The 23,488-nt window shown below is 69.8% G+C and carries 20 protein-coding genes and 1 pseudogene; 9 read left to right on the top strand and 12 right to left on the bottom strand.

Features of this window, described 5'->3' with window-relative positions; genetic code table 11:
• Positions 1–312: 312 nt before the first annotated feature.
• Positions 313–1,038: a hypothetical protein gene (locus P3G67_RS14185; protein ID WP_276093876.1), complete on the bottom strand. Its 726-nt coding sequence runs from the start codon at positions 1,036–1,038 to the stop codon at positions 313–315.
• 322 nt (positions 1,039–1,360) lie between these two features.
• Positions 1,361–2,011 (bottom strand): class I SAM-dependent methyltransferase, encoded by a 651-nt coding sequence (locus tag P3G67_RS14180; protein ID WP_391858253.1) that lies wholly within the window; start codon positions 2,009–2,011, stop codon positions 1,361–1,363.
• 257 nt (positions 2,012–2,268) lie between these two features.
• Here P3G67_RS14180 and P3G67_RS14175 point away from each other — a divergent pair, with 257 nt between their 5' ends.
• From P3G67_RS14175 to P3G67_RS14155, 5 genes are all read left to right on the top strand, one after another.
• Positions 2,269–4,737, top strand: coding sequence for a sensor histidine kinase (locus tag P3G67_RS14175; protein WP_276093791.1), 2,469 nt, complete (start codon positions 2,269–2,271; stop codon positions 4,735–4,737).
• A complete protein-coding gene (locus tag P3G67_RS14170; RefSeq protein ID WP_269856224.1) occupies positions 4,734–5,159 on the top strand; it encodes a roadblock/LC7 domain-containing protein in 426 nt (141 codons plus the stop codon). The genes P3G67_RS14175 and P3G67_RS14170 overlap by 4 nt, the downstream gene beginning before the upstream one ends.
• Positions 5,160–5,222: 63 nt before the next feature.
• Positions 5,223–5,567 carry a DUF742 domain-containing protein gene (locus tag P3G67_RS14165; protein ID WP_391858260.1) on the top strand — a complete coding sequence of 115 codons (345 nt, stop codon included), beginning with the start codon at positions 5,223–5,225 and terminating at the stop codon, positions 5,565–5,567.
• 316 nt (positions 5,568–5,883) lie between these two features.
• The gene (locus P3G67_RS14160; RefSeq protein WP_276093789.1) at positions 5,884–6,819 is read left to right on the top strand and encodes a DUF6397 family protein; all 936 of its coding nucleotides are present in this window, start codon (positions 5,884–5,886) and stop codon (positions 6,817–6,819) included.
• 147 nt (positions 6,820–6,966) lie between these two features.
• On the top strand, positions 6,967–7,377 hold the full coding sequence (locus tag P3G67_RS14155; RefSeq protein ID WP_276093788.1) for a hypothetical protein: 411 nt from the start codon (positions 6,967–6,969) through the stop codon (positions 7,375–7,377).
• Between the two features lie 33 nt (positions 7,378–7,410).
• Here the strand turns inward: P3G67_RS14155 and P3G67_RS14150 are convergent, their stop codons facing one another.
• Positions 7,411–8,277, bottom strand: a complete 867-nt coding sequence (locus tag P3G67_RS14150; protein ID WP_269856227.1) for an acyl-CoA thioesterase — start codon at positions 8,275–8,277, stop codon at positions 7,411–7,413.
• Between the two features lie 55 nt (positions 8,278–8,332).
• Positions 8,333–10,846, bottom strand: coding sequence for a DEAD/DEAH box helicase (locus P3G67_RS14145; RefSeq protein WP_269856228.1), 2,514 nt, complete (start codon positions 10,844–10,846; stop codon positions 8,333–8,335).
• Between the two features lie 135 nt (positions 10,847–10,981).
• On the opposite strand from P3G67_RS14145, the gene P3G67_RS14140 reads away from it, so the two are divergent.
• The gene (locus tag P3G67_RS14140) at positions 10,982–11,779 is read left to right on the top strand and encodes a metal-dependent hydrolase (protein WP_269856229.1); all 798 of its coding nucleotides are present in this window, start codon (positions 10,982–10,984) and stop codon (positions 11,777–11,779) included.
• Between the two features lie 11 nt (positions 11,780–11,790).
• Here the strand turns inward: P3G67_RS14140 and P3G67_RS14135 are convergent, their stop codons facing one another.
• Entirely contained in the window at positions 11,791–12,249 is a 459-nt protein-coding gene (locus tag P3G67_RS14135; protein WP_276093787.1) for a MarR family winged helix-turn-helix transcriptional regulator, read from the bottom strand.
• A 159-nt stretch (positions 12,250–12,408) separates the two neighbouring features.
• On the opposite strand from P3G67_RS14135, the gene P3G67_RS14130 reads away from it, so the two are divergent.
• Positions 12,409–14,268, top strand: a complete 1,860-nt coding sequence (locus tag P3G67_RS14130) for an ABC transporter ATP-binding protein (RefSeq protein ID WP_276093786.1) — start codon at positions 12,409–12,411, stop codon at positions 14,266–14,268.
• A 1-nt stretch (position 14,269) separates the two neighbouring features.
• Here the strand turns inward: P3G67_RS14130 and P3G67_RS14125 are convergent, their stop codons facing one another.
• Positions 14,270–15,526, bottom strand: coding sequence for a citrate synthase (locus P3G67_RS14125; protein ID WP_276093785.1), 1,257 nt, complete (start codon positions 15,524–15,526; stop codon positions 14,270–14,272).
• Positions 15,527–15,669: 143 nt separating this feature from the next.
• Here P3G67_RS14125 and P3G67_RS14120 point away from each other — a divergent pair, with 143 nt between their 5' ends.
• The gene (locus P3G67_RS14120) at positions 15,670–16,851 is read left to right on the top strand and encodes a citrate synthase/methylcitrate synthase (protein WP_276093784.1); all 1,182 of its coding nucleotides are present in this window, start codon (positions 15,670–15,672) and stop codon (positions 16,849–16,851) included.
• A gap of 19 nt (positions 16,852–16,870) precedes the next feature.
• Here P3G67_RS14120 and P3G67_RS14115 read toward each other — a convergent pair.
• Together P3G67_RS14115 and P3G67_RS14110 are read right to left on the bottom strand one after the other, a co-directional pair.
• A pseudogene (locus tag P3G67_RS14115) lies at positions 16,871–17,868 on the bottom strand (IS5 family transposase).
• Between the two features lie 377 nt (positions 17,869–18,245).
• Positions 18,246–18,476: a transposase domain-containing protein gene (locus tag P3G67_RS14110; RefSeq protein ID WP_391858252.1), complete on the bottom strand. Its 231-nt coding sequence runs from the start codon at positions 18,474–18,476 to the stop codon at positions 18,246–18,248.
• 175 nt (positions 18,477–18,651) lie between these two features.
• Here P3G67_RS14110 and P3G67_RS14105 point away from each other — a divergent pair, with 175 nt between their 5' ends.
• Positions 18,652–19,422: a hypothetical protein gene (locus tag P3G67_RS14105; protein WP_276093783.1), complete on the top strand. Its 771-nt coding sequence runs from the start codon at positions 18,652–18,654 to the stop codon at positions 19,420–19,422.
• 192 nt (positions 19,423–19,614) lie between these two features.
• Here P3G67_RS14105 and P3G67_RS14100 read toward each other — a convergent pair whose 3' ends face one another.
• The 4 genes from P3G67_RS14100 to P3G67_RS14085 all read right to left on the bottom strand — a co-directional run bounded on the left by P3G67_RS14100 (position 19,615) and on the right by P3G67_RS14085 (position 23,365).
• Positions 19,615–20,262 (bottom strand): class I SAM-dependent methyltransferase, encoded by a 648-nt coding sequence (locus P3G67_RS14100; RefSeq protein ID WP_391858251.1) that lies wholly within the window; start codon positions 20,260–20,262, stop codon positions 19,615–19,617.
• Positions 20,263–20,520: 258 nt separating this feature from the next.
• Positions 20,521–21,162 carry a LutC/YkgG family protein gene (locus P3G67_RS14095; RefSeq protein WP_276093782.1) on the bottom strand — a complete coding sequence of 214 codons (642 nt, stop codon included), beginning with the start codon at positions 21,160–21,162 and terminating at the stop codon, positions 20,521–20,523.
• Positions 21,159–22,616, bottom strand: coding sequence for a lactate utilization protein B (locus tag P3G67_RS14090; protein ID WP_276093781.1), 1,458 nt, complete (start codon positions 22,614–22,616; stop codon positions 21,159–21,161). Before P3G67_RS14090 ends, P3G67_RS14095 begins: the two co-directional genes overlap by 4 nt.
• On the bottom strand, positions 22,613–23,365 hold the full coding sequence (locus P3G67_RS14085; protein WP_276093780.1) for a (Fe-S)-binding protein: 753 nt from the start codon (positions 23,363–23,365) through the stop codon (positions 22,613–22,615). Before P3G67_RS14085 ends, P3G67_RS14090 begins: the two co-directional genes overlap by 4 nt.
• Positions 23,366–23,488 lie beyond the last annotated feature (123 nt).

The raw sequence follows: 23,488 nt of genomic DNA, 5'->3' as shown, positions 1-23,488 counted from the left end.
ATGGGTGGCGTAAAAGTGTCTCGCGTTAGGATTCACTTGACGTTTACCTGACAAGTCTGCGGTGTGATGGGCTTGTGTGGAGCGGGTGTTGACCAGGTGTCGGGTGGGCAACCTGCCGGTAAGGCGAATCAAACGGCTCCGGTTGAGCCGTGGCGAACGTACACCGATTCGGACATTGCGTTGCGGATCGGCGCGGCTGATGTTGTCGACGCATACGTGATGCCAAGTCAGCCAGGCAAGCGCCGCAGGGAAGTTGGGGCTATGGGCCCCGAGGCCGGTTCCGGGGGGCGAGGCCCCCGGAGAGCTCTCCACTCAGTCGATTCGAACCGCCAGCTTGTCCAACGCCTCAAGGAGAGCGGGCAGTTCGGGCCCCCGTCCGACGGGCAGTACCTCGCCCGGCTTGTCGTCCAGCAGTACGAAGGCGATGTCGTCCGTCCTTGCGACGATGCTCCACCCCGGGCCGTCCGCGCGCAGTGAACGCGCCCCGCCCTCCGCGTAGGAGGACCGTATGCGGCCGGGCGGCGGAGGGTCGTCCGTGTACGCCTGGGCCTCGGCGAGCACTCGCCGTACCGCGGGATTGCGTCCCTCGCCGGGTGCCGCGAAGTTCTCGTCGTCGACCTGTGACCGCCAGGTGTGCCACCGCAACGCGATCTCGTCGGCGCCCAGGCGCCGTTGGGCGGGCCCCCACTGCTCGGTGTCCGGCGGTACGAGCGGCGGACGGTCACCCTCCTCCTGCGGCGGGTCGTGCGGCTCGGCCAGCCCCGGCGCCGAGACGGCCAGGGTCAGCGGCCAGCCGGGCAGTGAGACGACGATGTCCCGATCGCCGGGCGACAGGTCGTACGCCATCCCGCAGTCCCAGGTGGCGATGGCCAGCGCGACCAGTGCGGTGTCACGGGTCACCACCGTCCACCGCGCACCGTTGCCGTCCTGGCCCAGCACCAGCCCGTACCCTCTGGTGACCGGCCGGAGACCGAGCGCCGCGCAGGCCGCCGGATAGTCGTCGCCAAGCGCGCCGGGGAACTGCGCGGGCGTCAACATCACGGCCGTCAGCACATAGAGCGCGTCGTCGTCTCCGGACACCTGAGTCTCCCGGTCGTGGTCCGTCCGCCAGAGTCGTCCGCGCACCTTAACCAGCAGGTAACAGCGGAGTCGAGGGTTAATGAGCCGCTGACTCCACTCCGGGGGGAACCGTTCGTCCCCGAGCCCCGCCACAGCTGGCCTGCTGGCCGTGCCGCGCCGTGGTCACTTCGTCCGCCTGTTCCGCGGGGTCTGCGTCAAGGCGACGCCGGGCCCGGCGTCGCCTTGACGCAGACCCCGGTACTCCGGTGGCCGAGGCGTGCCTGCCGCGAGCCGGGCAGGGTCAGCCGTCCAGCCTGACGGCCAGCGCGAGGTAGCGGTCCTCGGCGTCGTCGTACCTGGTCAGCCGCCAGCCCGTGGCGGCCAGCAGCGCGCGCAGGTTGGGTTCGGCGCGTACGTCGTCGTCGGACAGGGAGTGTCCCCGGCGGGCGGCTAGTGCGGCGCGCCCGAGGGGGTGGAAGAGGGCGAGCCGCGCCCCGGGGCGGCACACCCGGGCGAACTCATGCAGCCCCGCCGCCGGATCGGGCAGGTGGTGCACGAGTCCGGCGGCGAAGACCGCGTCGAGGCGGCCGTCGCGCAGCGGCAGCCGGGCCGCGTCCGCCTCCACGAGCAGCGCGACGCGGTCGCGTCCGGCCCGTACGGCGGCGCTCAGCATCTCGGGAGTGAGGTCGGCACCGATGACGACGCCGCTCGCGCCGACGGCGGCGCGCAGGGCGGGCAGTGCCCGGCCGGTGCCGCAGCCCGCGTCGAGAGCCGACTGGCCGGTGCGCAGCCCCAGTTCGGCGACGCCCGCTTCGTAAACGGGCGTGTCGTCCGGGTACTTGCTGTCCCAGGTGTCGGCTTTGCCGCCGAAGAACGCCCGGACGCTCGCCGGGTCGTTGTTCATGTCGTGGGGCATGGCGGTCGGCTCCTCGCGGTCGGCTGCGGGCCTCATGCTGCCATGATCAGGCGACGGCCGAACGTGTTCGGACGAGTGTGACGAGTCCCGCCGACGAGACGATCAGTTGTGACATGTCACAGTCACGGGGTTCCGGGGGGAAGTCCGTACCAGACTGTGCGGGTCCCGCACGGACCCGGTACCGCACGCGGCACCCCGGCCTGTGTCGGGTCTGTGATGAACCCGCGAAGAACCCGTGGGGCGGCGGCTCCGCTCGTTCCGCGCGCCGCCAGCTACCGAGGATCCTCCCGACCATGCGCCTGCGCCCCCGCACCATCCGCACGCAGCTCCTGGTACTGCTCCTGGTGCCCATGGTCTCGCTCGCCGCGCTGTGGACGTACAGCTCCTTCACCACCGTACGCGGTGCCTGGGCGCTCATCCGGGTCTCCGCGGCGTACCACTACTACGGCACGCCGACCACCGAGCTGGTGGAGGGACTTGAACAGGAGCGCCGCACCGCCGTTGAGTACGTGGCGTCCGGCGGCACCAGGGACGCCCGCCAACTGGTCGCTGCGCAGCGGGCGACGGACCAGCGCCTCGCGGTGCTGCGCGACCACACCCGGTGGCGCCGTCACAGTCCCACCCTCACCGCCGACGAGAAGGCGCGCGTCGACGACCTGCTCAACGGCGTGGACGGACTCGGCCGGTTACGGCAACAGGTCACCGCGCGGCGCACCAACTGGTCGCAGATCCTGGACCGTTACTCGGCGCTGATCGACCCGGGGTTCCGGCTGTGCGGGTCCCTTACCGAACTCCAGACCGGTGAAGTGGCCCGAATGGGAGCGGTGGTGGTCGAACTCGCCAGGGCCCGTGAGTTGCTCTCCCAGGAGGACGCCATGGTCGCCGGCGGTCGCGCCGCCAACGGCATGACCGACGGGCAGTACCGCGACCTGATCGGCACCATTGACGGCCGCAAACTGCTGCACGAGATCTACGCGCCCGAACTGCCGCCCGCCGACAGCGCGAAGCTCCAGAAGTTCGAGAACGGCAGTGTCGGCTGGTCGCTGTACTCCCTGGAGGAGTCGGCCCGTACCGCGGCCCCGCTGACCGTCGCCACCGGGTTCGGCGTCCAGCAGTGGCGGCAGACCGCGGACGCCGCGCTGGCGCAACTGGAGACCATCGACGACCAGGCCGCCCGGCACGTCGGCGACGAGGCGCACACCCAGGGCATGACCGTACTGGCCAGGGCCGCGGGCGTCAGCCTCGCCGGGCTCGGCGCGGTCGTCGGCTCACTGCTGATCTCGCTGCGCATCAGCCGCCAGATCGCCGGACGGCTCACCGCGTTGCGGGACGCCGCCCAGGAGTTGTCGGGACGGCGGCTGCCCGAGGTGATGCGGCGGCTGCGGGAGGGCGCCCCCGTCGATGACGTGACCGGCGCCGACGACACCGGGCAGTTCACCGACGAAGAACTCGGCGACGACGAAATCGGCCAGGTGGGAAGGGCGTTCGGGGTGGCACAGCGGGCGGCGGTGGGCGCGGCGGTCGAGCAGGCCCGGCTGCGGCGCGGGATCTCCGCGGTCTTCACCACCTTGGCCCGGCGCAGCCAGGTGCTGCTGCACCGGCAGTTGACGCTGCTGGACGCCATGGAGCGGCGCACGCAGGATCCGGCGGAGCTCGCCGACCTGTTCAGGCTCGACCACATGACGACGCGCATGCGGCGGCACGCGGAGGGGCTGCTGATCCTCTCCGGTAACGCTCCTGGGCGGGCGTGGCGGCGGCCGGTACGGCTGGTGGAGGTCGTCCAGGCGGCGGTCGGCGAGGTGGAGGACTACCGGCGGATCGTGGTGCACAGGCTGCCCAGGACGGCCCTGGCGGGTGCCGCGGTCGCCGATGTGCTGCATCTGCTGGCCGAGTTGATGGAGAACGCCACCGCCTTCTCGCCGCCGAACACCAGCGTCGAGGTCGGCTGCGAGGAGGTCTCCGACGGGCTGGCCATCCGGATCGAGGACCACGGTCTGGGCATGAGCGTGGAGCGCGTCGCCGAGGCCAACCAGGAACTGCGCATCGCCGCCGACACCGTTGACCTGCCGGAGACCGACCGGCTCGGCCTGTTCACCGTGGGACGCCTCGCGGCCCGCCACGGTGTGCGGGTCGCGCTGCACCGCACCGAGGAACAGGGCACGGCCGCCGTCGTCCTGCTGCCCCTGGAACTGCTGGCTCCGGCCGAGGAGCATCGGGAGAGCCCGGGCGGTACGGAGCAACGGCTGGAAACGGTCGGTGTGCGCGCGGGTCGTGTGAAAGAGCGTGGCGCGGGGGAAGTTGTCGTACGGGAGGGCGAACGCGTCGGCGGGGAGGGTGATCGCACGAGCCGCGTCAGGGACGGCGCGCGCGAGGGCAGGGGCCGTCAGCCTGTGGCCGTGCCAGCCGCAGCGAGGGCCAGCGCACCGGACACCCGCACCACCACCGCGGCCGGGCTTCCGCTACGGGTACCCAGGGGACGGGTGCCCAAGGGCGGTCCGGCGCGGCGTCTGCACGACGAGCCGCCCACCCATGAGCGAACCGTGCACGACCACCCTGGTTTCACCGGCGAGGAGTCCCAGGGGCACGGTACAGACAGGACAGTTGGGGTGGACGGGAAAGACGTGACAGTCGGGACGGACAGGGAACGATCGCCAGAGGCGGCTCGTTCCACTTACGCGGCCTACGCACGAGGCCTCGCCCGTGGGCGCTCGGGGCTGGCCGCCGTACAGAAGTCGAGAGAAGAAGACGGGGGATCACCGTGAACAGTGCCACCACCTCGGGGGACCGGGCCGGACTCGGTTGGCTGCTGGACGACTTGACCGATCGTGTCGAGTCCGTCAAGCACGCCCTGGTCCTGTCCAGTGACGGGCTGGTGACGGGCGCCAGCCGCGATCTGGAGGCAGCGGACGCTGAGCATCTGGCGGCAGTCTCGGCTGGCTTCCACAGTCTGGCCAAGGGCGCCGGGCTGCACTTCGGGGCCGGGGTGGTGCGTCAGACGATGATCGAGTTCGACGACGGGTTCCTCTTCGTCACCGCCGCTGGCGACGGAAGCTGTCTGTCCGTCCTGACCGGCGCCGGGGCCGATGTGGGGCAGATAGCCTACGAGATGACGCTGCTGGTGCACCGAGTCGGCGAACACCTCGGCGTCGCCCCCCGAGCCACCGACGACCCTGCCGGGACGTGACCCGAGGTGGACCGGCTGCCGGGTGAATCGGGCGCGCTCTGGTACGACGACGAGGCAGGGCCGATGGTCCGCCCTTACACCGTCACCCGCGGGCGCACCCAGCCCGACGCGGCGGCGGCCGACATCGAACTGATCACGGTCGTGGCCGCCGATGCCGGGACCGGGACCGAGGCGTGCGGCGATGCCCTCGGCGAGGACCACCTCGCCTTGCTGGAACGGTGTGTGGGGCAGCCGCGCTCGGTCGCCGAGTTGGCTTCCGAGGCGGACCTTCCGGTGGCGGTGGTCCGTGTTCTGCTCGGCGACCTGCTGGATGCGGGGCGCGTCCATGTGGTCCCACCGGACGTCTCGGGTGAGCGGCCGGATGTCGGCGTGCTGCGGCATGTCATCGATGGGCTGAAGTCCCTCTAGACGTAGGCGAGTTCAGCCGAGGGAGCGGGCTCTCCGTGCTTCCTCCAGTCCGTTTCGCCCTGCCAGGCCGCTGTCGCCTTGGGAGCGCCGTGTGCGGTGGTTCGGGTGACCGCTCGCTGGGCCGCGACGCTGCCTGCACTCGACGTCGCCCCTCGTCGCCCCGATCGATGGGCGCGTGACGCGTGAACGCATCCACGTCGCGCGCCGGATTCGAGTTATCCACAGGCTTGCCGCGCTGTCCGTGCACGGGGCTACCGTGGTTACTGACAGTGATTGAAGGGCCGTTGGGGAACGGCCGACAAAAGGGGGATTCGTCATGGGCGTCGCTGGGCAGCAGATGGGGATCACGGGGGAGTGGCCGGAGACCGTGTGTGGTCCTTCCGTCGCACGGGGTGAACTGGGCCTGAACCAAAGGGAGTTCGAGTTGGCGGTGCAGCTTGGTGAGGTACGTACGGTGCCGGGCGAGCATCGCGGAGCGCTGGGCGAACACCGGATGGTGAGCCGGACGGAACTGGAGCGTCTGCGCGCCGAGAACGGCTTTCCGGACACGTTGCGTGACAGGCTGCGCCTGGTCGGAACGGAAGCTGGCGCGGAGTTGCTGGGCGTCAGCCGGGACCGGTTCGGCAAGTTGGCCAGAGCGGGCTGTTTCCGTCCGGCGCGCTGGTACGTCAACCGGTACCAGGTCGTGGTGTGGCTCTATCTTGCCTGCGAGGTGGCGGAGTTCGGTGCGCTCAACCGTCACCTGCTGGGGCGACGGCTGCCAGCTGAACTGCGGGCGCGTATCGAGACGGGCGGTGATCTACGGGCGCGCGGCTGGCGGTCCCGGTGTGTCGAACGGCTGGTCGCCGATGCCACCGACGCCTGGCAGGAGGCGGCCGTGTGGGCGGCGCTGCTCGGCCCGGAGCAAACGGCGCGGGAGGTGCCGGATCGCCGGGAGCGGGAGCGTCTGCGCCAACTGCTACCGACTCTGTCGCCCGGCAGGCCAGGGATCTACGCCCCGCGTGCGGTGATCGAGTCCCATCTGACGGCCGACGACCCCGAGGAGATCCTGTTCGCCAGGCTCTGCCTGGGGCATGCGCTGGACAGGGCGCGCACCGCACCCCCGGTGCCTTGGCCGCCGGACGGGCCGGCGCCGCTGGAGCGCGCGGGTTCGTCGCGTAGGCCATGGCTGCGGTTGCTCCATAGAGCGGGCGAAGGACGCGTGCGGGCGCGGCGGAGTACGGAACGGGTGGGGCCTGTTGCGGAACGGTGACAGACGGAGGCGCAACGGAGTCTGTGCTTCCGCTGTCTGTGTAGCTACACGGACTAGACCACTCACGGTACGGGCCTTGGCCAACGGGGAGGTCGCCCTGGCCGGTACCCAGTCCGTCTGACCACCTGATTCAGCGAAGGGAAGCTGATGTTCAACCGCAGCCGCGGCACCCTGCGTGCCGCCGTCATCGCCGCCGTCGGTATCTCAACGATCGGCCTGGCCAGCACCTCGGCCTGGGCGAAGTCCGACATCTACTTCTCGGCCGGACCGCACGACGTACGCGTGGGCAAGTTGATCCACCTCACTGGCAACGGCGACGACGACAACTCGACCTACAACAGGTTCTGCATACAGGAGCGCTCCGGCCACGGGAGTTGGCGGACACTGAGGTGCTCACGCGGTGACTACAACGGCGGGGGCGGGATCAACATGTCGATACGAGCCCAGCACAGGGGCGTCGTGCAGTTCCGCGGTGCACTCGTGGAGGGCTCGTCCCCGAAGGACAAGCACCCCAAGGTACGTCTGTTCTCGCGGACGTTCAGCATCGACGTCCGCTGAGCCAGCGCGGCGGGCTCCGCCGAGGCGGCTGGTTCAGTTGCCCACCTTGCGGAACAGCCCCTCCTGCATGACGGAGACCAGGAGCCTGCCCTCGCGGTCGTAGATCTGGCCCCGGGCCAGGCCCCTGGCGCCCGTGGCGATGGGGGACTCCTGCTGGTACAGGAACCACTCGTCGGCGCGGAACGGGCGGTGGAACCACATCGCATGGTCCAAGGAGGCCATGTCGAAGCCGCGCGGGCCCCACAACGGCTCCACCGGGACCCGTACGGCGTCGAGCAGCATCATGTCGCTCGCGTAGGTCACGGCGCAGGTGTGCACCAGTGGATCGTCACCGAGCGGTCCAACGGCCCGCATCCACACCGCACTGCGGGGTTCGGCCCCCTCGATCTCCTCCGCCGTCCAGCGCAGCCGCTCCACGTACCGGATGTCGAAGGGCTGCCGCCGGGCCATCCTCTCCAGTGGTTCCGGGAGGGTGCCCAGGTGGGTGCGCAACTCGTCCGGAAGCTTTGGCAGTTGATCGGGATCCGGCACCGAGGGCATCGGTAGCTGGTGTTCGAAACCCGGCTCAGGAAGGTGGAAGGAGGCGGTCAAATTGAAGATGGTGCGCCCCTCCTGGACGGCCACCACCCGCCGAGTGGTGAACGACCGCCCGTCCCGCACCCGTTCCACCTGGTACACGATCGGCACACCGGGCCGGCCCGGCCGCAGGAAGTACGCGTGCAGCGAGTGCACGGGACGCTGTCCGTCGGTGGTGCGCCCCGCGGCAACCAGGGCCTGCCCCGCGACCTGTCCGCCGAACACCCGCTGCAACCGCTCCTGCGGGCTGCGGCCACGGAAGATGTTCTCCTCGATCTTCTCCAGATCGAGCAGATCGACCAGCCGTTCTGCGGGATTCGTCATCGGGACTCCCTCGGGGCGAACTCAGGCGGCGTCAGCGTACCTTCACCTCCCACGGTTACAACTGGCCCACATCCGTGAGCCGGACTACGGCACGACCCTCCTCGTCGGACGCGGCCAGGTCGACCTCGGCACTGATGCCCCAGTCGTGGTCGCCCTGGGGATCGGCGAAGACCTGCCGGACCTTCCACAGTCCGTGCTGCGGCTCCTCCTCGATCTGGAGCAGCTTCGGGCCGCGCGCATCCGGTCCGGTGCCCAGGTCCTCGTACTCGTCCCAGTAGGCGTCCATGGCGTCCGCCCAGGCGTCGGCGTCCCAGCCGGTCTCGGCGTCCAGTTCGCCCAGTTCCTCGTACTTCTCCAGCGCGGCCAGCTCCACCCGGCGGAACATCGCGTTGCGGACCAGCACCCGGAAGGCGCGGGCGTTGGAGGTCACCGGCTTGACCTGGTCGGCGCGGTCGGCCGCCTCGTCCGCCGTCTCCTCCTGTGGGTTTGCCAACTGCTCCCACTCGTCAAGCAGGCTGGAGTCCACCTGGCGCACCATCTCGCCCAGCCATGCGATCAGATCCTGAAGGTCCTCGGACTTGAGGTCCTCCGGCACGGTGTGCTCAAGCGTCTTGTACGCACTGGCCAGGTAGCGCAGCACGATGCCTTCGGCACGGGCGAGTTCGTAGTGGGAGGTGAACTCGGTGAAGGTCATAGCCCGCTCGTACATGTCCCGCACCACGGACTTGGGCGACAGCGGATGGTCGCCGACCCAGGGGTGGCTCTTGCGGTAGACGCCGTAGGCGTGGAACAGCAGCTCTTCCAGGGGCTTGGGGTAGCTCACGTCCTGGAGCAGTTCCATGCGCTCCTCGTACTCCACCCCGTCGGCCTTCATCTGGGCGACTGCCTCGGCGCGTGCCTTGTTCTGCTGCGCGGCGAGGATCTGGCGCGGGTCGTCCAGCGTGGACTCGACCACCGAGAGCATGTCGAGCGCGTACGAGGGGGACTCCGGGTCCAGAAGGTCGAAGGCCGCCAACGCGAAGGTGGACAGCGGCTGGTTGAGCGCGAAGTCCGACTGGAGGTCCACGGTGAGCCGGACGATACGGCCCTCCGCGTCCGGCTCAGGCAGGCGCTCGACGACACCGCCATCCAGCAGCGAGCGGTAGATCGCGATGGCGCGCCGGATGTGCCGCAACTGGGCCGCGCGCGGTTCGTGGTTGTCCTCCAGCAACCGGCGCATCGCCTCGAAGGCGTCGCCCGGCCGGGCGATCACCGACAGCAGCATCGCGTGGGTGACCCGGAAACGCGAGGTCAGCGGCTCGGGTTCGGCGGCGATCAGCTTCTCGTAGGTCTGCTGGGACCAGTTGACGAAGCCTTCCGGCGCCTTCTTGCGCACCACCTTGCGGCGTTTCTTCGGGTCGTCACCGGCCTTTGCCAGCGCCTTCTCGTTCTCGATGACGTGCTCGGGGGCCTGCGCCACCACCAGGCCCGAGGTGTCGAACCCGGCGCGTCCGGCGCGTCCGGCGATCTGGTGGAACTCCCGGGCCCGCAGCACCCGCACCCGCGAGCCGTCGTACTTGGTGAGCGCGGTGAACAGCACCGTGCGGATCGGCACGTTGACTCCCACGCCGAGGGTGTCGGTGCCGCAGATGACCTTCAGCAGTCCGGCCTGCGCCAACCGCTCCACCAGCCGCCGGTACTTGGGAAGCATTCCGGCGTGGTGCACGCCGATCCCGTGCCGCACGAACCGCGACAGGTTCCGGCCGAACTTGGTGGTGAAGCGGAAGTTGCCGATGAGTTCGGCGATCGCGTCCTTCTCGGCCCTGGTGCACATGTTGATGCTCATCAGCGCCTGCGCCCGCTCCACCGCCGCCGCCTGCGTGAAGTGCACGATGTAGACCGGCGCTTGGTGGGTCTCCAGCAACTCGGTGAGCGTCTCGGTCATCGGCGTCGAGCGGTACTCGTAGCTCAGGGGCACCGGCCGGGTCGCCGAGCGGACCACGGTCGTCGGCCGCCCGGTGCGCCGGGTCAGGTCCTGCTCGAACCGCGACATATCACCGAGCGTCGCCGACATCAGCAGGAACTGCGCCTGCGGCAGCTCCAGCAGCGGGATCTGCCAGGCCCAACCGCGATCCGGCTCCGCATAGAAGTGGAACTCGTCCATGACCACCTGGCCGACGTCGGCGTCCCGGCCGTCCCGCAACGCGATGGACGCCAGCACCTCGGCGGTGCAGCAGATCACCGGGGCGTCCGGGTTGACGGACGCGTCGCCGGTGAGCATGCCGACGTTCTCGGTTCCGAAGATCTTGCACAGGTCGAAGAACTTCTCCGAGACCAGCGCCTTGATCGGCGCGGTGTAGAAGGTGACCTGGTCGTTGGCGAGCGCGGTGAAGTGCGCTCCGGCGGCCACCAGGCTCTTACCGGAACCGGTGGGGGTGGAAAGGATCACGTTCGCCCCGGAGACCACCTCGATCAGCGCCTCTTCCTGGGCCGGGTACAAGGCGATGCCCCGCTCCTCGGTCCACGACGAGAACGCCTCGAAGAGGTTGTCGGGATCGGGGGACGCGGGGAGCTGATCGATGAGGGTCACCCAACCATCTTGCCTGCCTTTGGCGACCAACCGGGAACCGGCGGTCAGAATGAAGATCACTCCCCGATAGGCTGTGCGGTCGCAGAAGTGTCAACTCCCGTCCGTGGGCGGGCCGAAGGGGGCGGGGCAGCAACCATGATGGGACCGGCGCATTCACTGTCCGGAGCGGCGGCATGGCTGGCGGTGGGCGCGGTGGCCGCCGGGATGCACCATCCGATGCCCTGGCCGACCCTGGTCGTCGGCGCACTGATCTGTGCGGGCGCCGCGCTCGCACCGGACCTGGACCACAAGCCCGCGACGATATCCCGCGCCTTCGGGCCGCTGTCCCGGGGCCTGTGCGAGATCGTCGAGAAGCTGTCCCTCGGCGTCTACAACGCCACCCGGATGAAGGGCGACCCGCATCGCAACGGCGGTCACCGCACGCTGACCCACACCTTGGTGTGGGCGGTGGGCTGCGGCGCGGGCGCGTCGGCGATCGCCACCTACGGCGGCCGGTGGGGTGTGCTCGGGGTGCTCTTCGTCCACCTGGTGCTGGCGGTCGACGGGTTGCTGTGGAAGGAGGTCAAGGGCGGCCACCACCTGCTGGTCTGGCTGCTCGGCGCCGCCGGTTCCTGGCTGCTCGCCGGGATCCTCAATGACCCCGGTATGGGGCAGTCCTGGCTGTTCACCCAGCCCGACCAGCACTACCTGTGGATCGGGGTGCCGGTCGCCCTCGGCGCCCTGGTGCACTGCCTCGGTGACGCGCTGACCGTCTCCGGCTGCCCGATCCTGTGGCCCCTGCCCATTGGCCGCAAGCGCTGGTACCCGATAGGCACGCCGCACTTCATGCGCTTCAAGGCCGGCGGTTGGGTGGAGCTGAAGGTGCTGATGCCGCTGTTCATGGGCATCGGCGGAGTGAGCTGCGCCGCAGCGCTGGGTCTGATCGGCGGCTGACGCGGCGGTGGTCACGCGCAGGGCGCGTGGCCACCATCCGGATCGGCGACCAGCGCGGAGAGCAGTTCGCCGAGTTGCCGGCGCTGGCCCGGGCCGAGCGGAGCGAGCAGTTCCTCGGCGGCCGCGCGGCGGGCGGCGCGCAGTTGTTCCAGCGCGGCCCGGCCGTTGTCGGTGAGTTCCACCCGTACCACCCGCCGGTTCGCCGGGTCGGGCATCCGGCGGACCATTCCGTACCCCTCCAGTCCGTCGACGAGTGAGGTGACCGCGCGCGGTACCACGTCGAGACGCTGGGCGAGGTCCACCATGCGCAGCGGGTCGGGACTGTGCGCTGCCGTGCGCAGCAGCCGTGACATGGCGGGGGTGATGCCCAGTGGCCGCAGATGTTCCTTCTGCCTGCGGTGCAGTCGCCGGGTCAGCTGCAGCAGCTGGTCGGCGAGGTTTCCGGTGGCTTCCCCGGTCTCGGTGGTCATGGCGCTGTTCCGGTGGTCATGGGCCATAGGTTATCAGGACCAAACTCATTGTGAATATAGGTAACAATGAACTACCCTCACATATGTCGACACGGTGCCGAGGCGCGGCGCGGTGTCCCAAAACCCAGGCACCCTTCCCCTAGCCCTCCGTAGGAGCACATGAATCCGCACTCCCGAGACATCGACTGGACCCCGCCGCCCAAGGACCCCGACCGCCCCGCCGACGTACGGCGGATCCTGCGGCTGTTCCGTCCCTACCGCTGGCGGCTGACCGTCGTACTGCTGCTGGTCGCGGCCTCCTCGCTGGTCTCGATCGCCTCACCGTTCCTGCTGCGGGCGATCCTGGACACCGCCATCCCGCACGGCCGCACCGGACTGCTCAGCCTGCTCGCCCTCGGCATGATCGCCACCGCCGTGATCACCAGCGTCTTCGGGGTGTTGCAGACGCTGATCTCCACCACCGTCGGCCAGCGCGTCATGCACGATCTGCGGGCCGCCGTCTACGCGCAGTTGCAGCGCATGTCGCTGTCGTTCTTCACCCGCACCCGCACCGGCGAAGTGCAGTCCCGCATCGCCAACGACATCGGCGGGATGCAGGCGACCGTCACCAACACGGCGACCTCGATCGTCTCCAACACCACCAGCGTCATCGCCTCCATCGTGGCGATGCTCGCCCTCGACTGGCGGTTGACCGTCGCCTCCCTCCTGCTGCTGCCGGTCTTCGTCTCCATCAGCCGCCGGGTGGGCCGCGAACGCCGGAAGATCACCACGCAGCGGCAGAAGCAGATGGCCGCGATGTCCGCGATAGTGACCGAATCGCTGTCGGTCAGCGGCATCCTGCTGGGCCGCACCATGGGCCGCGCCGACTCGCTCACTCGCGCCTTCGAGGACGAGTCGGAGCAGCTCGTCGGCCTTGAGGTGCGCTCCGACATGGCCGGACGCTGGCGGATGTCGACCATCAGCATCGTGATGGCCGCGATGCCGGCCCTGATCTACTGGGCGGCCGGGATCGCGCTGCACTTCGGCGGACCCACCATCTCCATAGGCACGCTGGTGGCGTTCGTCTCGCTTCAGCAGGGCCTGTTCCGGCCCACGGTCAGCCTGTTGCAGACCGGTGTGCAGGTGCAGACCTCCATAGCGCTGTTCCAGCGGATCTTCGAGTACCTGGACCTGCCCGTGGAGATCACCGAACGCCCGGACCCGGTACGGCTGGACGAGGTCCGCGGTGATGTGAGCTTCGACAAGGTCGACTTCCGCTACGACGCCGACGCGCCGGAACTCACCCTCTCGGGCGTCGACTTGACGGTTCCGGCGGGTGGCAGCCTCGCCATCGTCGGCGCCACCGGTTCCGGCAAGAGCACGCTGAGCTATCTGGTGCCGAGGCTGTACGACGTGACCGCGGGCCGGGTCACCATCGACGGAGTCGACGTCCGGGACCTGTCCTTCGACACGCTCTCCCGCGCCGTCGGGGTGGTCTCCCAGGAGACCTACCTCTTCCACTCCTCGGTGGCGGAGAACCTGCGGTTCGCCAAGCCGGACGCGACGGACGAGGAGTTGACCGCCGCCGCCCGGGCCGCGCAGATCCACGACCACATCGCCGGACTGCCGGACGGCTACGACACCGTGGTCGGCGAGCGCGGTTACCGCTTCTCCGGAGGCGAGAAGCAGCGGCTGGCCATCGCCCGCACGATCCTGCGCGATCCGCCGGTGCTCATCCTGGACGAGGCGACCAGCGCCCTGGACACCCGCACTGAACACGCCGTTCAGGACGCCATCGACGCGCTCGCCGCCGGACGCACCACGATCACCATCGCGCACCGGCTGTCCACGGTCCGGGACGCCGACCAGATCGTGGTGCTGGACCGCGGCCGGATCGTGGAGCGCGGCAAGCACGACGAACTGCTGGCCATGGGCGGGCGGTACGCGGAACTGGTCCGCCGTGACGCGCGGTTGGCGCCCTCGGACGCCCAACCGGCCATCCTTGAAAAGGAGTTGGCGGCGGTGGAAGCGGTGGGCTGACTCAGGGCAGCGGCTGAGGCGGGCGCGGGCCGGTGTACTGGCCGCGCGGGCGCATCCGCAACGGCCGCTCGCCATACTCCTCCAGCGCGTGTGCGATCCACCCGGCGGTCCTGGCCACCGCGAACACCGTCTCGCCCGCGTCGATCGGCATCCCGGCCGAGACCGACAGCACCGCGAGCGCCAGGTCGACATTGGCGTGCACCGGCACATCCCGGGCCGCCGCCCGCTCCACGGCCCGTGCGGCACCCAGGGCCCGCTCGGCCGACGGCACCTGGGCCAGCAACTCGAACAGCGCCCGCGCCCGCGGGTCCTCACCCTGGTAGAGCCGGTGGCCCAGCCCGGGCACGGCCCGTCCGGTGCGCAGGTGGTCGGAGACGACGGCGCCCGCGCTGCCGCGCTCCAGCACCTCCGTCAGCATCCGGTGCGCCAGCCCGCTGGCGGCGCCGTGCAGCGGGCCGTCGACGGCCCCCAGCCCGGCCGAGACCACCGCGTACGGGTGCGCGCGGGACGAGGCGGCGACCCGGGCGGCGACTGTGGAGGCGGCCAGATCATGGTCGATCAGCAGTACAAGTGCCGCTTGAAGGACCTTGATCGACGTGTCGTCGGCGTCCCTCGGAGCCAGCCGGGACCACAGGCGCTGGGCGATCGAGCCGCCCGGCCTGTGGAACCGGTCGCCCGCCAGCGGCAGCGCGTCGACCAGCGTGGCGATCAGACCCCGGGCGGCGGCGACCACTGTCTGCGGTGCGAGGTCGAAGCGCAGTGGATCCGCCACGGCGGCGGCCACGGTCGCGGCGCGCAGACGGTCGGTCAGGCCGCTGTGCGGGGGCAGGGCGGCGACCGAGCGGTCCGCGGCGGCCAGCACGTCCGGGGGCGCGGTGAAGCGTGTGCCGGGCCGCAGGGCTCCGGTCCACAGCCACTGGGCGACCTCCTCGTAGTCATACCGGGCGGCCAGTTCGACCGCGTCGACACCGCGGAAGAAGTAGCGGTCGTCATCGATGAGGGTGATGCCGGTGGTCACGGGCACGGCGTGAGCGGCGGCCGGCGGCTCCTCGGACGCGGTGGGGCGTACACGACGGCCGCGCCGCGCCAGCTCGTCGACCTCGGCCGCGTCGAACGTGCTGCCCCGGCCGCCGGAGACACGCTCACTGCTCAGCAGCCCGCGGCTGACGTACGAGTAGAGCGTCTCGGGTTTGACGCCGAGGCGCTGCGCGGCCTCCCTGGTGGTCAGTCGCTGTTGCTGTGCCGCCTGATCCGTCATGCGGTCCATCCCATCGCATCGTGGCGCTTCGCTCCGCATTCACATTGATTTAATCAACGTTGACAAGATCTAGTCAACAATAGACAGTCGACTCAATGTTGCGAGACGCCAACGTTGAAAGACAGCTGACGGAGGACGACACCATGCCGACCAGCACCGCCCACGACGACACATCCGCACCCGCCCCGGCCGACGCCCCCATCGACGTCCCCCGCGGCCTCAAGGGAGTCGTGGTCACCGACACCGCGCTGGGCGCGGTCCGCGGCCGGGAGGGCTTCTACCACTACCGGCAGTACCCGGCCGTCGAGTTGGCCCGCACCCGCACCTTCGAGGACGTCTGGCACCTGATGTTCCACGGTGACCTGCCGACCGCCGCCCAGCGCACAGCCTTCACCGCCCGCACCGCCGCCCTGCGTCCGCTGCCCGACGCCGTACGAGTGGCACTGCCCGCCATCGCCAGCGGCTGCGCGGACGCCGGACCGCTGGCCGCGCTGCGCACCGCTCTCTCGCTGGCCGGGGCGGCCACCGGGTTCCAGCCGCTCTACGACCTCACCCCTGCCCAGCGCGCCGAGGACGCGCTCGCCGCCTGCGCCTGGGTGCCGACCCTGCTGACCGCGCTGCACCGGCTCGGGCGCGGGCTACAGCCCGTCGAACCGCGCGCCGATCTGCCGTACGCCGCCAACTACCTGTACATGCTCACCGGCGAGGAGCCGGACCCCGTGCGGGCCCGTGCCATCGAGCAGTACCTGATCTCCACCATTGATCACGGCTTCAACGCGTCAACGTTCACGGCGCGGGTCATCGCCTCCACCGGCGCCGACCTCGCGGCCTGCCTGACCGGGGCCATCGGGGCGCTGTCCGGCCCGTTGCACGGCGGTGCGCCCAGCCGCGCGTTGGAGACCCTCGACGCCATCGGCAGCCCAGACCGCATCACCTCATGGATCCGCGAACGCGTACTGGCAGGGGAGCGCATCATGGGCTTCGGGCACGCCGTCTACCGCACCGAGGACCCGCGCTCGCGGATGCTCAAGGAGGTGGCGCGGCAATTCGGCGGGCCGCGGGTGGAGTTCGCCATCGAGGTCGAACGGCGCGTCGAGGAGATACTGGCCGAGCTGAAGCCGGGCCGCGAACTCCACACCAACGTCGAGTTCTACGCCGGTGTGGTCATGGAACGGTGCGGTCTGCCGCGGGAGATGTTCACCCCGACATTCGCCTGCGCCCGCGTGGTGGGCTGGAGCGCCAACATCCTGGAACAGGCCGAGGACGGCAAGATCATCCGCCCGGACGCCCGCTATGTAGGCCCGGCGCCCCGGCCGGTCCCCTAGGGGGTGTTCTGAGTTGAGATCACGCGAGGGCTGGCAGGCTGCGTAGCCAGAGGATGGATCCGCGCAGGTGGAGTCCGGCAGTGTAGCTCTCGGGTGTCTTGTCGTAACGGGTAGCCAGCCCTCTCCATTCCTTGAACTTGTTGATGCCGCGCTCGACGGTGTTGCGTTCTTTGTAAAGCGTGACGTCGTGGCTGACGGGGCGGCCGCCGGAGCGTCCCTTCTTCTTGCGGTTGGCGGCCTGGTCGGTCTTCTCGGGGATCACTGCTTTGATGCTGCGTCTGCGCAGGTAGGCGCGGTTGGCACGGGAGGAGTACGCCTTGTCGCCGGCTGCCGCGTCCGGCCGGGTCCTGGGACGGCCGACGGGACCGCGTACCTTGATCTTCTCCAGGACGGGGATGAAGCGCGGGCTGTCCGCGGCCTGTCCGGGGGTGAGGATGATCGACAGCGGGCGGCAGCGCCGGTCGACGGCGAGATGAACCTTGCTGGTCAACCCGCCTCGGGAGCGGCCCAGTTCAGCGGCTCGCAGTCGGGCCTTGCGGCGTCGGCGCAGGGCCCGGCGCTGTTCCCGCTCGGGGTCTTCCCCGCTCTGGTGCCCCTCGCCTACAGGGTCGTTTTGTTCCTTTGCCGCAGCCCCTTTTCCTCCGCCACGGCCTTCTCCAGGTCTTTGAGGAGTTCCGGGTCGACCACCATGCCTGCTGCGTGGTGATGCGCGCGGGCGACGGTGGAGTCCACGCTGACCAGGCTGAGGTCGACGTCGTCGCGGGCCGCTGCCTCGGCGATCATCGCGTCCATGAGGGTCTGGAAGACCCCGTCACGCGCCCACATCCGAAACCTGTCGTAGATCGTCGACCAGGAGCCGTAGCTCTCCGGCACATCCCGCCAGGGGCTGCCGGTCCGGAACCGCCACATCACCGCGTTGAAGTAGCCGCGCAGGTCAGGGATCGGCCCGAACGCCCCCAACGGCAGGTGCGGCTCGACCAACTCCCATTCGGCATCAGCCAGATCACCACGAGTCACACGGCCGGTCTACCGCAGTTGGCACCCTCCTGGAGCGGGAATGACCGATCCCGTGATCTCAACTCAGAACACTCCCTAGATAAGTCATTCCGAATCATTCCGAATGCTGGCGTACGTCCGGAGTGCAGACAGGGCGTTCAAGATCATTGCCAGATGAACAACTCTGGACGCCCTGTTGACCGTGCTTTGCGTGAAGTTCGATGACGTCACGAAGGCGTCACACGCTCCCTGACTGCCAACGACGACTAGTGAGGCCGAACTCGTAGTGTCGTAGTGACGCCGCCCAGAGCCAGCGTTTGGGACCGGCTCGGACTGGTTTGTGTCTCCGGCTGGAAGGACGCACTACGACATCACCGTTCAACCTCGTAGCCGTCGGCTCAGGTGGTGCGGATGTACAACAGCCGCGCGACCCCCTCGTAGCCTTGACCCGAGAACAGGCACATTGCCAGGACAAAATAGACCACCAACCGCGCGGGGAGCAGCCGACGTCGCTGCTCGACCCGCTCGCACTCCGCGATCACCTCATCGGCCAACTGCGGCGGAAACGCGCGCGTCAGCACCCCCAACGCGATCCGATCCGAGAACCGCTCAACCGCCGATGACTTCACCCGTCCGGGCCTTGGCACACCACACCCAACGACCGACAACATCCAAAGTCAACGGTATTGCGTCCAGGCCTGACCAGGAGCACCAGTCGCCGCTACATCAACACAACGTCAAGAAGGCTCTTTCGGACGCCAGAGGCAAGTCAAGACGGGTGCGACATGACCGAGATGCCCGTCCATGCCGCATAGATTGGCGTACGCGGCGGTCCGCACCGGACACAGCCGCGCATCAAGCGACACAGCGGAGAGGGGCGGCAACGTGAAGGCGGCGGCGATAGGCATCCGTGCGGTGGGCAGCTCCAGTGAACTCGGCGCGGCGACCGGAGACGCGCTGGCGCGGGCCTCGATGGCGGCTGCGGACCTGGTGCTGCCCTACTACATGGTCTGCGGCACGGAGCACGAGGGCGGGGCGCAGGCTCAACTCGCCGCGCGCCAGGGCCTGGACGCGCTGGGCGTCGGCCGCGCCTGCTCGTACCGGGTGGCGGAGGGCGGCACCAGCGCGCTGGCCCTGCTGGCCAGAGTGGCCGGGCATCTGATCACTGACGGAACGTTGCGGCAGGGCCTGGTGATGGCGCCCACCAACGAAGGCACCGCCGTCGTTCTCCTCGCCGAACAGCACTGGCCGCACAACCGTGTCCGCTCCGTGGTCACCGGCCGCGACACCGCCGACCGGGAGCTGGACCGCCTGATCGGCCGCGCCCTACGGGAGGCCGGTATCGCCTGGTCCCGCATCGACCGTGTCGCCCTGCACACCGACAGCCCCGCCCTGGAGCGCCGCTTCCGCGATCGCTTCGGCTCCCACAGCACCCGCATCACCGAGTGCGGGCGCCCAACGGGCGTCCTGATGACCCTGCAACGGGTCATCGAGGACCAGCACCCCATGGGAACCAGGGTGTTGACGGTCTCCATGGAGCCCGGAGCGACCAGCGCGGCGGTGTTGGAGTGCTAGGGACTGTCCAGTGATCATGTGACAGGGGCTTGGAGCCAGATGCGGATCGAGGCGACCTCAACGGTGCCGTGGTAGATGAGCTGGCGTTCGTCGTAGCGGGTGGCGACGGCACGACATCCGTCCAGGGGCCGCTCCCAGGTCTCGTCCAGCGACCAGCGCCGATGCCGGTTGCCACAAGGCCACGGGACCGTTCTAGGGGAGGCGGGCCAGCAAGTGGGCGTCGAGAAAGCCCCGCTCGGAGGCCGGGTCGTGGAGCAGCCGGGCGAACGGGACGAGCCCGGCCCCAGCCAGCAACTCGGCGAACCGGTCCACCGGCCAGCTATAGGCGGGCGTCACCTTGTGATCGAAGCGGACCGCCTCCGGTCCGTCGGTTGCGAAGAACGAGGCCAGGAGCAGGCCCCCTGGTGCCAGGACACGCACCTGCTCGGCGAGCAGCGCGGGCAATTCCCCAGGCGGGGTATGGATCATCGAGTAGTGGGCCAGCACTCCGCCGAGCGCGCCGTCCTCGACCGGCAGGTCCTCCATTCGCGCTTCCTCGAACCGTAGCGCCGGATGGGCCCGCCGGGCGTGTTCGACCATGGCCGGGGAGAGGTCGATCCCGAAGGCGTCCAGCCCCATGTCGTGCAGCATGGCCGTCAGATGTCCAGGTCCGCACCCGATGTCGGCTACCTGCGGGTTCCCTGTCCCACGCACCAGCTCGGCGAAGGTGCCGATCATGTTCCGCGCGAACGGCCGGGTCTCCAACCGATTGGCGAACATCGACGCATACAGCTCGACGACCCCGTCGTAGGCCGACCTGGTCTTGTCCCGGTGCCCCATCACGGTGCAGGAAGCTAGCATCCGCGCACGTTCGCAGCTTCTCCGCCCCCGTGCCGCCCCACCCCTTGGTGGCTGACGCCAGGTCACGTGATCAGGGGGCAGGCTCCAGCGTCACCAGTGGCGCCACGGGCGGCTGCGCAGAGGGCGCCCCGGCCCGTCAACGGCGGAGGGGTGCGGGAGGATCACGTCCAAGGAGACCGATACACGGGGTGGAACTGCTGGATTTCCGGCAGGTGGACGCGAACGCTACCGCCGTTGGCGTCGCCGCGGGCTGGACCGTCAGCCCCTGACCAGCACCACCTCCAGCGTCCGTGGCCCATGGACGCCCTCCACGCGGTCGAGTTCGATGTCGCTGGTGGCCGAGGGGCCGGAGATCCAGGTCAACGGGCGTCGCGGAGAGAGGCGTTCCAGCGCTTCGGGGAGGGAGTCGACCACCTGTTCAGGGACGCGGACCACACAGATGTGGTGGTCAGGAACCAGGGTCACCCGGCGGAGGCCCTGGTCCGGTGAGGCGTCCAGGACCACGGTGCCGGTTTCGGCGATCGCGAGGGCGCAACCGGTCACCACGGTGTCCACCGTGTCGAGTTGGCGGGCGGTGGACTCCTCCGGAACGCGTTCCACCGCCACGCTGTCGGCCAGCCAACGTGCCGGGACGCCCGCCGGGGCGACCACCGTGCGCGATCCGTGCGCAGCCAGCAACGAGGCGATGCGGGCGGGGAGTTCCGCATCGGTGCAGCGGTGCACCACCGCGCGGTAGTCGGCCAGGTTCTCGGCGAGCAGTTCGGCGGTCTGCTCGGGGGTGCGCTCGCCGTGGCGGCGCAGGTAGGAGCGGTCGACCGTCACGTCCTGGGGAGCTTCGGCGAGCGGCACGTCGGTCAGCGCCTGCCGGATGCGGTTCAAGATGGTCTCCCGGCTGCTCACTTGGCCTCCTCGCCGCCGTGGGTGCGCTGCCACCAGTCCCGGAACGGTTCGGGCGGTACCGTCGGAAGATCCCGGCTGGCGCTCCATGACAGGCCCGGCAGCCGGGCCGGATGCGCCCGCCGGGTGCGTGCCGCCAGCCGCTCGCCCGCGCGCAGCGCCCGTGGATGCTCGAACGCCCAGCGGGCGGCGCGCATCGCGGCCCGCTCGGCGGCGTGGCCCTTCGCCGGTTTGATGGTGACCCTGGCCCCGTCGCGGGTCGCGGAACCGCCTTCGGCGACCCGCTCGCGCAGGTGGACCAGCACTTCCGGGATGTCGATGGCCACCGGACACACCTCGTAGCACGCGCCGCAAAGCGAGGACGCGTAGGGCAGCGAGGCCTCCAACGCACTTGCTGTACCACGCAGTTGCGGGGTGAGGATGGCGCCGATGGGCCCGGGGTAGGCCGAACCGTACGCGTGGCCCCCGGCCCGCTCGTACACCGGGCAGACGTTCAGACACGCCGAGCAGCGGATGCAGCGCAGGGCCTGGCGGCCCACCTGGTCGGCCAGCGCGTCGGTGCGGCCGTTGTCCAGCAGCACCAGATGGAACTCGCGCGGGCCGTCGCCGTCCGTGGTGCCGGTCCAGGTGGAGGTGTAGGGGTTCATCCGCTCGGCGGTGGACGAGCGCGGCAGCAGTTGCAGGAAGACCTCAAGGTCCCGCCAGGTGGGCACGGTCTTCTCGATGCCGACCACCGAGATGAGCGTTTCCGGCAGGGTCAGGCACATACGGCCGTTGCCCTCCGACTCCACGACCACCAGTGTGCCGGTCTCGGCGACCATGAAGTTCGCCCCGGAGACCGCCACCTTGGCGCGCAGGAACTTCTCGCGCAGATGCAGCCGGGCCGCCTCGGCCAGTTCGGCGGGGGAGTCGGACAGGTCCTGGGGCGCGGGCCGGCCCCAACGGCCCATCTGGCGGCGGAAGATGTCGCGGATCTCGGTCCGGTTGCGGTGGATGGCCGGCACCAGGATGTGCGACGGGCGGTCGTCGCCGAGCTGCACGATCAGTTCCGCCAGGTCGGTCTCGTAGGCGCGGATGCCGGCCGCCGCCAGGGCCTCGTTGAGGCCGATCTCCTGGGTGACCATGGACTTGACCTTGACCACCTCGGTTTCGCCGGTGGCCTTCACCAGCCGGGTGACGATGCGGTTGGCCTCGTCCGCGTCGACCGCCCAGTGCACCGTGCCGCCCGCCGCGGTGACCGCGGTCTCCAACTGCTGCAGGTAGTCGTCGAGATGGCGCAGGGTGCGGTCCTTGATGGCGGCGCCCGCGGCCCGCAGCCGGTCCCAGTCGGCGAGTTCGGCCACCGCCTTGGCGCGTTTGGCGCGGATGGTGTGGGTGGCGTGCCGCAGATTGCCGCGGAGTTGGGCGTTCCGTACCGAGACCCGGGCGGCCTGCGGAAACGATGTGGCGTCGCTCATGTGACGTTTCCCTCCGTGCTGGCCAGGATCTCCGCAAGGTGCAGCACCCGTGGCCCGCCGCCGCGCCGCGACATTGTGCCGCCGATGTGCATCAGACAGGAGTTGTCGGCGGCGCACAGCACCCGCGCGCCGCTGTCGACGGCGTTGCGCACCTTGTCGGCGCCCATGGCGGCGGAGACGTCGGGGTTCTTGACGCTGAACGTGCCGCCGAACCCGCAGCACTCCTCGGCGCCCGGCAGCTCCACGAGGTCAAGTCCCCTGACGGCGCGCAGCAGTCGGGTCGGCCGGTCGCCCACCCCCAGCAGACGCAGCGAATGGCAGGTCGGATGGTAGGCGACCGTGTACGGGAAGTACGCGCCCACGTCCTCGACGCGCAGCACATCCAGCAGGAACTCGGACAGTTCGTGGACCTTGGGCACGGTCCGCCCGGCCAACTCCGCCAGTTCGCCGTTCCGGCCCTCGTCCGCCGCGCGCCGCGCGATGCGCGGATAGTGCTCGCGCACCATGGCGGCGCACGAGCCGGACGGGGTCACCACGGCGTCGTAGTCGGCGAAAACGGTGGCGAATCGTCTGACCAGTGGCTCGGTCTGGTGGCGGTAGCCGGTGTTGTACTGCACCTGGCCGCAACAGGTCTGCTCGGCGGGAAAGTCGACCTGGACACCCAGTCGCTCCAGCAGCGTCACCACCGCCCGGCCTGTTCCCGGGTACAACGCGTCGTTAACGCATGTGATGAACAGCGCTACCCGCACGTGCCGCCTCCGCTGTACTCGCCTGCCGGTGGATCGTGCTGGGCCCATAGTGCCCTAACGATCAACCGGAGTGAAGCAGACATCCGATGAATGCCCGATCATGAATTCCGTGTTTCACCGCGT

The organism is Streptomyces silvisoli, assembly GCF_029269905.1.
GTDB lineage: Bacteria > Actinomycetota > Actinomycetes > Streptomycetales > Streptomycetaceae > Streptantibioticus_A > Streptantibioticus_A silvisoli_A.
Note: the sequence above shows the minus strand (reverse complement) of the source record. Positions and strands in the feature narration are given on the sequence as shown.